The sequence below is a fragment of the Yaniella sp. genome, assembly GCF_030453185.1.
Classification (GTDB): Bacteria; Actinomycetota; Actinomycetes; order Actinomycetales; family Micrococcaceae; genus Yaniella.
Map to the genome: position 1 here is coordinate 1 of NZ_JAKDKW010000079.1, position 10,507 is coordinate 10,507.

Below are 10,507 nucleotides of genomic sequence, written 5' to 3' on the forward strand. Positions count from 1 at the left end.
CTCACAGCCGAGGGGCGGGCCATTTTGACTGACGCGCGTGTCATGCTCGACCAGGCAAAAGAGCTAGCCGAACGTGCTTCGCAGGCCAGAAACGAGCTTTCCGGCCCCCTCGCACTCGGATGTTTCCGCACTTTGTCGATGCACGTAGTGCCCCATCTCGTCCAGTGGTTTGCCGAGCGCCATCCGAAAGTGTCGTTGACGGTACACGAAGGTAACGGGCGAGAAATCCAAGAACGGATGCAGAATGGGCAGCTTGCGGCATGCGTCATTTATGAGGCGCAGCTGCTGTCCAACAGCCAACCTGTGCTCATTCAAGAACAACGGCGGCAGGTAATCCTATCTGTTGACCATGAGTTGACCACGCCAGAAGAGATCCCGCTTCGCGATTTAGCGCAGTATCCGGCAGTGCTTCTGGATGAGGCTCCGGCGCTTGAGCGGACCCTGAATGAGTTCCACAGTCGATCATTAGAACCGCACATTTTGCTGCGCACACGTAGCGTGCAGACGGCGCAGAACGTCATCGGTCGAGGACTCGCGTACGGATTACTAATGCACCGTCCCAGAAACTCTCCAGAAGGTCGCCCGCTGACCGGGCGTCCGATTGCAGATGACCTCCCACGCAACGCGCTCATGATGACGGTGCCGCCGGGGCGTCACACTGCCAAGATCAGAGCCCTACATGAGGCACTACTTGCTCTACCCGACCACTCAAAAGAATAAGCCCGGCCGCCTCGCGATAGCTCCAGCTCTGGCTGATCTACTTTGACAGACAACTGACCCGGACACCACGTTGGCATCCGGGTCAGTCTTTGTAGTGGAGATTTATGGGGTCGGTGTACCGCCGTTAACGTGCAAGGTCTCGCCGACAACATAGCTTGATTCAGGTGAGGTCAGGAACACGAACGCCGGCGCTACCTCGGCTGGCTGCCCAGCGCGACCCAGCGGCGTGTTCTGGCCGAAGTGCGGCAGCTTTTCTTTGGGTTGCCCGTCCGACGGCTGGATAGGGGTCCAAATCGGCCCGGGTGCTACCGCATTTACCCGGATGCCCTTCGGCGCCAACTGTTGGCCCATCCCTTTGCTAAAGTTGTTCATCGCAGATTTTGTCGAAGCATAGTCGATCAACATCGGATTCGGGTTATACGCCTGAATGGATGAGGTATTCACGATCGTTGAACCTGCAGGCAAGTGCTTCAGCGCTGCCTTGGTGATACGGAACATCGCATACACGTTCGTTTCATAGGTGGAACGCATTTGCTCATCTGAGAGTTCCGTAAGGTCTTCTGAAATCTCTTGCTTCCCCGCATTATTGACCAGGGCGTCAAGGCCACCTAACTCACGAGCAGCATCTTCAACGAGTTGAGAACAAAACTCTTGATCACGGACATCACCTGGAAGGGCAATCACTTTACGACCGGTTTCGCGAATGACCTCGATGATGTGCTGGGCGTCTTCTTCTTCAACGGGAAGATAGTTCAATGCGACGTCGGCCCCTTCGCGAGCGAATGCGATGGCAACGGCCGCACCAATGCCAGAGTCAGCACCGGTAATCAGAGCTTTGCGTCCTTCCAAACGACCGGTACCGCGATACGACTCTTCACCGTGGTCTGCTTTGGGGACAATCTCTTCGTCGAACCCTGGTTCAGGTTGGTCTTGTTTTGGTGGGGAAATTTGTGCGTAGCGGTCGACCGGGTTTTGAAACGTTAGCTGGTCGTGTTGTGTCATAAAACAGCCTCCATAGTGGCTTGTATTAGGCCTGAGGTCACAAAGACGACTACGAGTTTTTAGAAGTCCGGCGTTTACTTTCTTTTTCGAGCGCTTCGACGAGTTCGTCTTTGTCCATTTTTGAACGGCCCGAAATATCGAGTTTTTGGGCCTGGTCATATAGATGTTCTTTTGTAGCGTTGGCATCAACGCCGCCTGCTGTCTCGCGGTCAGTATCTTGGCCGCCGGCGCTCTGATCGTCAGAAGGTCCGGAGTCTCCCGACTTCGGTTCCCAGCGGTCGCCAACTTTTTCATGCGTGTGTTTCAGCGCATCATAGGCTGTGCGGTGCGCACGTTCCTCATCGTTGTACTCGTCCATCGCAGAGTCGTAGGCCTTAGCGAAGGTTCGCTGCGCTTTCTCGTTCGATTTTTGGAGAGTCTCTGGCAATTCTGACTTCTTGGCATCGCCTGATTTATTTGTTTTTGGCATCGTGGCCAACTCCTTTCGCTAGGCGGCCGGACATCTTCACGCTAACAGTGTGTCGTTAGAACAATAAAGGCCTGCACTTCGATTGCTGGCTGGCAGCCATGCCGGCTACGAAACGTGGCGAGAATGCTGATACAGAAACGGTTGAACAACAGTTTGGAATGCATAAACTGTTCAGAAAAACCGTCAAAGGCATGAGTGCTCTTCACGAGGCCGAGCACCGTACCTTGTTCATTATTTTCTCAATGTTTTAGGCTGGAAAACAGGCGTACAACCAACGCCCTTTTGAGAGGAGGATGACATGTGGCTCATTCTTATTCTGGTCGGGGTTGCCATGATCGTTTTTGGTGTCATGGTCGAAGCAGCTCAACTATTGATCTGGCTCGGCGTTATTTTGGCTGCCGTATCGGTCATCATGTGGATCGTACGCAACGTGGCAAGAGCATCGAAAGGCTGACGCAGCTCTCACATACTCAAGTACTCAAGGCATGACTTGAGAACGGAAAAAGTTTTATAGCACGCCAAAGGCCACGGAAATTTCCGTGGCCTTTGTGCTGCGCACTGGCGTGTGTTGGCTAAGCAAATGCGCCGTGGCCGGTGATGTCACGACCAACAAGCAGAGCCTGGACTGATTCCGTGCCTTCGTAGGTGTGGATCCCTTCGATATCAGCAAGGTGTTGAATGACCCCGTTTTCCACCAGGATGCCGTTACCACCGAGCATATCTCGAGCATCAGAGGCGATGCGCCGGGCCGTGCGAGTGTTGTTGTACTTCGCCAGTGCAGCCTGAGTGGCTTTCAATTTGCCGGCTGCTTCGAGTTCGGCGATACGGATCATGTAGAGCTGCATCGAGACCAGCTCGGACAGCATCCGGGTGAGGCGTTCTTGAACCATCTGGTGCTCGGCCAGGTATTTGCCGAACTGTTTGCGCTGGGTCGAGTAGGCCAGTGCCGACTCGAATGCCGCGGTCGCGTGGCCCAGTGCTGACCATGCCACACCGATGCGGGTCGCGTACAGCACCTGGGATACTTCGCGGAAAGATTTGATGCCTTCAATAAGCGCTTCAGCCCCGACTTTTACATCATCATAGAAAATGTCCGCCTGGTCGATGGCACGCAGCGAACCTTTGTGGCGGATCGGTGTGCCAGTGTAGCCATCAGCATCCTGTGGAACGATGAAGCCGCGAACTTTTCCGTGGTCTTCTGCACCTTCGTCAATCACACGAGCAAACGTGACGGTGATGCCGCCGGCGGCACCGTTCCCGATCCAACGTTTGGAGCCGCGGATGACAAACGAACCATCGTCCTGACGGGTCGCAATGGTCGATAAACCAGTCGAGTCTGAGCCGTGGTCGGGTTCGGTGAGTGCGAAGGCTGCTGGGAAATCGAAGTCAGCGATGGCCTTAGCGTATTGGGCTTTTTGCTCTTCGGTGCCAAACATGGTGATGGATCGCAGTGCCAGTCCGCCTTGGACCGCCAAAATCGTCCCCATGGAGCCATCGATACGGGACAGTTCCATATTGACCAGACCCGCTGCTAGTGGCGACATCTTTTCGATGTCTGGGTGATCAACACCGTCATTGATCAGACCAGCCTCGCCCATGGCTTTAGCCACTTCCAGGGGATAGTGGTGGTCATTCCAGGCCTGGCGCATGGTCGCAACGTGGGCTTCACCGAATTCGCGAGTGCGCTGCCAGATGGCACGATCTGCGTCGCTAATATCTGCAAAGACATCGTAATAGTCGATATCCAGCGCTTCGGTGAGCTGGTATTCAGGCTGTTGATTCCCCGGGAAGGACGTGGTCATATGACCTCTTTCAGAAGAGACGGACATTTTGAGGCGCACATCTCAATCTAGCGGGATTTTGTGCTCAAGAAAATTTCATGAACGCTCGGTACCGAGTATTTTGCTTTCCGCGGGTGTTTAGCGTGTCTGGGGAAATGGTTCCAGAACGATTGTGTACCAGTGGGTGATCTGGTTGGAGATTTCGCGGCTCTTGTTCGGGATACGTGGGCTTTTCGACGCTAGCACAGAGCTAGTCAGCACGATGAAACATCCAAAGCCCAATGCAGGCGCCGATAATTTTGACCGAACCTAAACCAATGAGCATCCAGTGCTGCGTGGTAATAACGCCGTCTTCGGCGATGATGGTGACGACGGCAGACCCGGCAAGCAAGAGTCCTACGATGAGGGTAAAGACCCATAGAACTTTGATGCCGGGTGCGTGTTTATGCATTAGTCATCTTCGGCTGCCAGCTGTCCGCAGGCGCCGTCGATTTCTTTTCCTCGGGTATCGCGCAGGGTCGTTGGCACGCCGGCATCGTTGAGTCGGTCAATAAATTCCTGGGTGACGTCAGGTTCAGACGCCGTCCAGACCGAACCCGGGGTGGGGTTCAGCGGGATGGGGTTGATGTGGGCCCAGCCGCGACCACGAGCTTTGATCTTTTTGGCCAGCAGATCTGCGCGCCAGCCGTGGTCGTTCATGTCTTTGATCAGCGCGTATTCGATGGAGACGCGGCGGCCGGTCTGAATATAGTAGTTATGCGCGGCGTCTAGGGCTTCATCGGCGTCCCAGCGTGAGTTCACGGGGATCATCTGGTCGCGCAGCTCGTTATCCGGTGCGTGCAGAGACAGCGCGAAGGTTACGGGGATACCTTCGGCCGCAAGTTTATTGATGGCCGGCACGAGTCCAACGGTGGACACCGTAATGTTTCGAGCCGACATGCCCAGACCCTCCGGAGCGTCGTCGACCATGCGGTGAATCGAGTTCATGACCCGGCGGTAGTTCGCCAGGGGTTCACCCATGCCCATGAAGACGACGTTGGATACGCGCTCAATGTCGCGAGCGCCTTCGGGCTTACCAAGTTGCCCGTCGGCAATAACGCGATTAGCGGCAACGATTTGGTCGACGATTTCGGCGGTGGACAAGTTGCGTGTCAGTCCGGCTTGCCCGGTGGCGCAGAAGGGGCAGTTCATCCCACAACCGGCCTGGGATGAGACGCACAGGGTGATGCGGTTTTGGTAGCGCATCAGCACGGACTCAACCAGGACGCCGTCGAAGAGCTTCCACAAGAATTTGATGGTCTGGCGATCTTCGGTTTCAATGCGACGGACTTCAGTCAACAAATGCGGGAAGAACGTTTCGGCCAGCTCATCCCGCTTGTCGGCGGGCAAGTCGGTCATCTCAGCTGGATCAGTGGTGTAGTGACTGAAGTAATGCGTAGACAACTGGCGTGCACGGAAAGCGGGCAGGCCAAGTTCTTTGACCTTCTCCTCGCGCTCCGACATATCCATATCTGCTAAGTGCTGGGCGGGCTGAGTGACGCGCGGCTGCTTAAATTCCAGCTTCGGACGCCCCTCGCTGTCGGTCCGCTGCTCCCAACCCTCGGTACGCGGGCGAACCTGTGGTCGCTCCATGCGGGGACGAACGCCGTGATTGGCCAGGCGCGCGCGTTCCTCGGTCAACTGCTCGACCTCGGGATCCAAGAATTGTTTGCGCGGCGGATTCAGCTTCAGACGACCTGCACGGTCGGTCTGAGGCTTCATTGGTCGGGTACCGGGTTTACGAGGAGTATACTTATCAGCCATTTGTCACATTGTCTCACACGAGATCCGCATACGATAACGCACCAATTCAAATTCTCTGGCCGCATAGCTTCCCGAAAAGTGTTCTCACCCATCCGCAAAAACTCGTGACTCGCATCACATGAATCGCTACGCTGGGACCATGACGACATTACTTGCTGCACGCCCAGAAATTCCCGGTGAAGATTTCTCCCGGGTGGCGATGACTATTGAAACGCTTGAACTGTTACAGAAACTTCGCGGCATCCACGGGGATCTGATGTTCCACCTCTCCGGCGGCTGCTGTGATGGCTCGATGCCTATGTGCTACCCGGTCGGCGACTTCCGCACCGGAGCCCAGGACGTCCTGATGGGCACCTTCGAACTGCCCGCGACCGACGAGCTTCCCGCCACCGAGGTTGGATTTTGGGTGGGCAAACCGCACTTTATATATATTCGCGGTTCCCATATCACTCTGGAAGTCGTGGATGGTCGAGGTGCCGGGTTCTCGGTAGAAACACCCGAAGGAAAGCGCTTCATCATGCGTTCTACCCTGCTGCCGTCATGACACTGCTTGAGCAGCATCCACGCCAGAATCCCGCCGACGACGGCTACCAGCGTGCCGTTGCCGCAGCCCACCAGAAACTCAACGACGCCGTCGTGGATTCCACGGGGGTGCGTTCAACCGTCTCCGAATCCTGGCGACGAAGTCTAGAGCTGCACCACACCCCACGGACGGTGACCACCCCTGTGAGCATTCCTTCCGATACGCTGGCAGACCATCGCAAAAGCCACCCGATCGCCGCCGTACTGCCCATGCTGCACACCCTTCTCGCCCCGGCCCACGATGTTGGACTCATCACCGCGATCTCCAATACCGCAGGCCACCTGCTCTGGGTGGATGGCGCCAGCACCACTCGCACCCGAGCCGAAGACATTGGCTTCAGCCCGGGCACCGACTGGTCTGAGGCTTCAATGGGCACCTCCGCCCCGGGCACCGCGCTGTCAACCGGAGCGCCAGCCCAAGTCGCCGGCGCCGAGCACTTCAGCCAGAACGTGCATGATTTTTACTGCAGCGCTATTCCGCTGCGGCACCCGTCGGGCGGCATCTTAGGGATGCTCGACATCACGGGGTCAGCCACCGCGGTGACTCCCCTTGCTTTGGCAATGCTGCGCAACACCGCCCAAGCCATCGAGCAATTCTGGGCCACCCAGATCTTCCCCTCCACGAGTCACGCCGAACCGACCAATCTGCTGCAGGCGACCGCACTGCTTGAAGTCGCTAGCGGGCGTACCGCACGACTGGGTAAGGCTCGGCTATCGATGCGGCACGCGGAAATTCTCACGCTGTTGGATTGGCACCGCACCGGACTCAGCGCCACCCAACTGGCCTACGAACTCTTCGGCGAGCTAGCGCCGGATCAGCTGCGAGCGCGGCTCACCACCGTGCGGGCTGAAATCTCCCGGCTGCGCAAACTCCTGGAGAAGAGCCACCACCCGATCGCCCTGCACTCACAGCCCTACCGGCTAGACACCACGGTGCCAACCGACGCCGCAGCCGCCATGAACGCACTGCATCGCGGAGACATCACCTCCGCCCTACGGTTTGCACCAGCAGATGTGCTCCCGACCTCCGAGGCGCCGGGCATTGCGGACATTCGACAACAGTTGGCCGTCACTCTGCGAGAAGCCGTGCTCGCAGATGCAACCGCCGAACAACTCTGGACCTACCTGGGGCGCAACCAAGCCGCCAACGACGTCGAAGCCTGGATGCTGGCACTGAAAATTCTGCCACCAACCAGTCCGCGTCGGGCCGTCGCCACAGCCACACTGCAACGACTAACGCATTAGGCGGCCCCGAAGAACCACCGGCTGCAACGTTGGCGCAACCCCTTCAACCCTAGAGTGACATGCATCACCTTAAAGTTCTTGTCTTGAGTCTAGGGAAAGGCTTCACCATGACCGTCTATGCAAACCCCAACACCGAAGGCGCCGTCGTCGATTTCCGATCACGCTATGACCACTACATCGGCGGCAAGTGGGTGGCCCCGGCCAAGGGTCAATATTTTGAGAACCCCACCCCAATTACCGGCCAAACATTCTGTGAAGTTGGCCGCGGTACCGCCGAAGATATCGATGCCGCACTGGATGCCGCCCACGCCGCAGCCAAAACTTGGAATAAGTCATCGGCCACCGAGCGCGGTGCACTGCTGCTGGCCATGGCCGACCGCATGGAAGAAAACCTTGAAAAAATCGCGGTGGCCGAGTCCTGGGAAAACGGTAAAGCGGTTCGTGAAACCCTCAACGCAGACATTCCTCTAGCCATTGATCACCTGCGCTATTTCGCCGGCGCCGTTCGCGCCCAGGAAGGCAGCCTGTCGCAGATTGATGACGACACGGTGGCGTATCACTATCACGAACCACTGGGCGTGGTCGGCCAGATCATTCCGTGGAACTTCCCCATCCTCATGGCAACCTGGAAAATCGCACCGGCCATCGCCGGCGGCAACTGCGTCGTGTTGAAACCCGCAGAGCAAACTCCAGCCTCGATCATGCTGCTCATGGACCTGATCGGCGACCTCATTCCACCCGGCGTGCTCAACGTCGTCAACGGTTTTGGCCTGGAGGCGGGCAAACCCCTGGCGTCCTCACCGCGGATCGGCAAGATCGCCTTCACCGGTGAAACCACCACCGGGCGCATGATCATGCAATACGCCACCGAAAATATTATCCCCGTCTCGCTGGAACTGGGCGGCAAATCTCCCAACATCTTCTTCAGTGACGTCATGGATGCCGACGATGGGTTCCTGGACAAAACCCTGGAGGGCTTCGCGTTCTTCGCCCTGAACCAAGGTGAGGTCTGTACCGCACCGTCACGCGCACTCGTCCAGGAGAGCATGGCCGATGACTTCTACGACCTGGCCATCGAACGGGTCAAAAAGATCAAACAGGGCAACCCATTGGACACCGACACCATGATGGGCGCCCAGGCCTCCAACGACCAGTTCGAAAAGATCATGTCCTACATGGATATCGGCAAGCAGGGTGGCGCCGAGGTCCTCATCGGTGGCGATTCAATTGATCTTGGCGGCGACCTCTCCGGTGGCTACTACGTCCAGCCCACCGTATTGCGCGGCACCAATGACATGCGCGTGTTCCAGGAAGAGATCTTCGGCCCCGTTGTGGCCACCACAACGTTCAAGGACTACGACGACGCCCTGTCGATCGCCAATGACACGATGTTTGGGCTGGGTGCAGGAGTATGGTCACGCAACGGCAACGTCGCCTACCGTGCGGGGCGCGATATTCAAGCCGGCCGTGTATGGGTGAATAACTACCACTCCTACCCCGCCCACGCAGCATTCGGCGGCTATAAGATGTCCGGGTTCGGTCGCGAAACGCACCTGATGCTGCTCGAGGCATACCAACAGACAAAGAACCTGCTGGTGTCCTACAGCGAACAGCCCCAGGGCTTCTTCTAAACCGCAATCCTCCAAACGTGTTGCCGCCGATCGTTGTGATCGGCGGCCACACGAGGTTTAATTGTCCGTGCGCCCCAACGAAGAAGGATCATGAATGCGAATTGTCATCGGAGCACCCGGCAACGGAGCATCACTGAAGGATGAACTGAAGTCGCAACTCGAAGCCGACGACCGAGTCAGCGCTGTTATAGATCTCTCGACAGCAAACATCACGTATCCGCAGGTTTCCTTCCAAGCGGCACAGTCCATCCTCGATGGGAACGCGGACCGCGGCATACTCGTCTGCGGGACCGGCGTCGGAACGGCCATCGCCGCCAGTAAAGTGGACGGCGTTCGAGCCGCGACCGCTCACGATCTCGTAACAGTGCGTGGTTCGATAGAGAATTACGACGCCCAGCTCCTCTGCATGGGCCAAAACGTCATCGCCCCTGTCGAGGCGAAGGCCTTGGTCGATGTATGGCTGGATCTACGCCACGATCCGGCGAGCAACTACGGGCAGCGACTCGATGAGATCGCCGCCTACGAAGCACAATAACGAAACTTTTCGACAGCTGAAGCCAATGTCGCCTGCAGGACAGCTCCTCCTTGACCGACGTCAAGGACACTGCTGTGGATACGTCATATATTGATCATGTACCCCAGCAGAAGGAGCTTCACATGACGAATCGAAACATCGAAAAAGCAGCGCAACTGGCGCCGATTGTCGAGCGCGTGCACGGCGCTCATCACCCAGAATTGTCACGGGTCCGTCAGATCACTGACGAACTCCAAGATTCGGCCAATGCGCCACACGTGAGCGGCCTGTTTCACGAACTCCGGACGGTGACCGACAATTATGCGATTCCGAAGGACGTTTGCGAAGCCTTCGAAGCCACGTATCACGCGTTAGAACGCGCTGACAGACAGCACGAAGCTGCCTGAAACACACAACCCTTGAATCAAAAATGGCCGCCGATCAAATGATCGGCGGCCATCGCACGTTCTATTCTTCTGGCTCGTCGCCTTCATCAAACGACGCGTCGATCTGCTGATCCGCCCAGTCGGCTTCACTCACGGAAGTAGCCCGAGTATCAAGCGGCTCAAGACGCTCCTCATCGGAGGACAGCTGTTCAACCAATTCCTCTTCGGGAACCTCGAGATTTGGATTTATATATTCCTCAACCATGGCTACTCCTTTCATAAAACCCGGCGCATTGCACACTGCGCTAGCACCGGGAGATTTCGAGTTCTAGATGGAGTTTTACCCTGCATCAGGGTACGCACCATTGTATAGA

Annotated in this window: 13 protein-coding genes; 7 read left to right on the top strand and 6 right to left on the bottom strand. The window is 57.0% G+C overall.

What is annotated here, in order from left to right; all coding sequences use genetic code 11:
- Positions 1 to 720, top strand: a 720-nt coding sequence (locus tag L0H14_RS10265) for a LysR substrate-binding domain-containing protein (RefSeq protein WP_301418246.1), incomplete at its 5' end; no start/stop codon positions are given.
- Positions 721 to 822: 102 nt separating this feature from the next.
- On the opposite strand, the gene L0H14_RS10270 is transcribed toward L0H14_RS10265, so the two are convergent.
- Positions 823 to 1,722, bottom strand: a complete 900-nt coding sequence (locus tag L0H14_RS10270; protein WP_301418244.1) for an SDR family oxidoreductase — start codon at positions 1,720 to 1,722, stop codon at positions 823 to 825.
- A 49-nt stretch (positions 1,723 to 1,771) separates the two neighbouring features.
- A complete protein-coding gene (locus tag L0H14_RS10275; protein ID WP_301418242.1) occupies positions 1,772 to 2,191 on the bottom strand; it encodes a ChaB family protein in 420 nt (139 codons plus the stop codon).
- Between the two features lie 298 nt (positions 2,192 to 2,489).
- Between L0H14_RS10275 and L0H14_RS10280 the strand changes: the two genes are divergently transcribed.
- A complete protein-coding gene (locus L0H14_RS10280; RefSeq protein WP_301418240.1) occupies positions 2,490 to 2,645 on the top strand; it encodes a hypothetical protein in 156 nt (51 codons plus the stop codon).
- A 118-nt stretch (positions 2,646 to 2,763) separates the two neighbouring features.
- Here the strand turns inward: L0H14_RS10280 and L0H14_RS10285 are convergent, their stop codons facing one another.
- From L0H14_RS10285 to rlmN, 3 genes are all read right to left on the bottom strand, one after another.
- On the bottom strand, positions 2,764 to 3,993 hold the full coding sequence (locus L0H14_RS10285) for an acyl-CoA dehydrogenase family protein (protein ID WP_301418238.1): 1,230 nt from the start codon (positions 3,991 to 3,993) through the stop codon (positions 2,764 to 2,766).
- A gap of 229 nt (positions 3,994 to 4,222) precedes the next feature.
- On the bottom strand, positions 4,223 to 4,423 hold the full coding sequence (locus tag L0H14_RS10290; protein ID WP_301421781.1) for a hypothetical protein: 201 nt from the start codon (positions 4,421 to 4,423) through the stop codon (positions 4,223 to 4,225).
- Positions 4,423 to 5,775 carry a 23S rRNA (adenine(2503)-C(2))-methyltransferase RlmN gene (gene rlmN / locus L0H14_RS10295; RefSeq protein ID WP_301418234.1) on the bottom strand — a complete coding sequence of 451 codons (1,353 nt, stop codon included), beginning with the start codon at positions 5,773 to 5,775 and terminating at the stop codon, positions 4,423 to 4,425. The genes L0H14_RS10290 and rlmN overlap by 1 nt, the downstream gene beginning before the upstream one ends.
- A 139-nt stretch (positions 5,776 to 5,914) precedes the next feature.
- Here rlmN and L0H14_RS10300 point away from each other — a divergent pair, with 139 nt between their 5' ends.
- The 5 genes from L0H14_RS10300 (at position 5,915) to L0H14_RS10320 (ending at position 10,154) form a co-directional block, all read left to right on the top strand.
- Positions 5,915 to 6,319 (top strand): DUF779 domain-containing protein, encoded by a 405-nt coding sequence (locus L0H14_RS10300; RefSeq protein WP_301418232.1) that lies wholly within the window; start codon positions 5,915 to 5,917, stop codon positions 6,317 to 6,319.
- Positions 6,316 to 7,602 carry a GAF domain-containing protein gene (locus L0H14_RS10305; protein ID WP_301418230.1) on the top strand — a complete coding sequence of 429 codons (1,287 nt, stop codon included), beginning with the start codon at positions 6,316 to 6,318 and terminating at the stop codon, positions 7,600 to 7,602. Before L0H14_RS10300 ends, L0H14_RS10305 begins: the two co-directional genes overlap by 4 nt.
- 107 nt (positions 7,603 to 7,709) lie before the next feature.
- A complete protein-coding gene (locus tag L0H14_RS10310; RefSeq protein WP_301418228.1) occupies positions 7,710 to 9,233 on the top strand; it encodes an aldehyde dehydrogenase family protein in 1,524 nt (507 codons plus the stop codon).
- Positions 9,234 to 9,327: 94 nt separating this feature from the next.
- A complete protein-coding gene (locus L0H14_RS10315) occupies positions 9,328 to 9,768 on the top strand; it encodes an RpiB/LacA/LacB family sugar-phosphate isomerase (protein WP_301421782.1) in 441 nt (146 codons plus the stop codon).
- 122 nt (positions 9,769 to 9,890) lie between these two features.
- Entirely contained in the window at positions 9,891 to 10,154 is a 264-nt protein-coding gene (locus L0H14_RS10320; RefSeq protein WP_301418224.1) for a hypothetical protein, read from the top strand.
- 61 nt (positions 10,155 to 10,215) lie between these two features.
- Here L0H14_RS10320 and L0H14_RS10325 read toward each other — a convergent pair whose 3' ends face one another.
- Positions 10,216 to 10,398, bottom strand: a complete 183-nt coding sequence (locus L0H14_RS10325) for a hypothetical protein (RefSeq protein WP_301421783.1) — start codon at positions 10,396 to 10,398, stop codon at positions 10,216 to 10,218.
- Positions 10,399 to 10,507 lie beyond the last annotated feature (109 nt).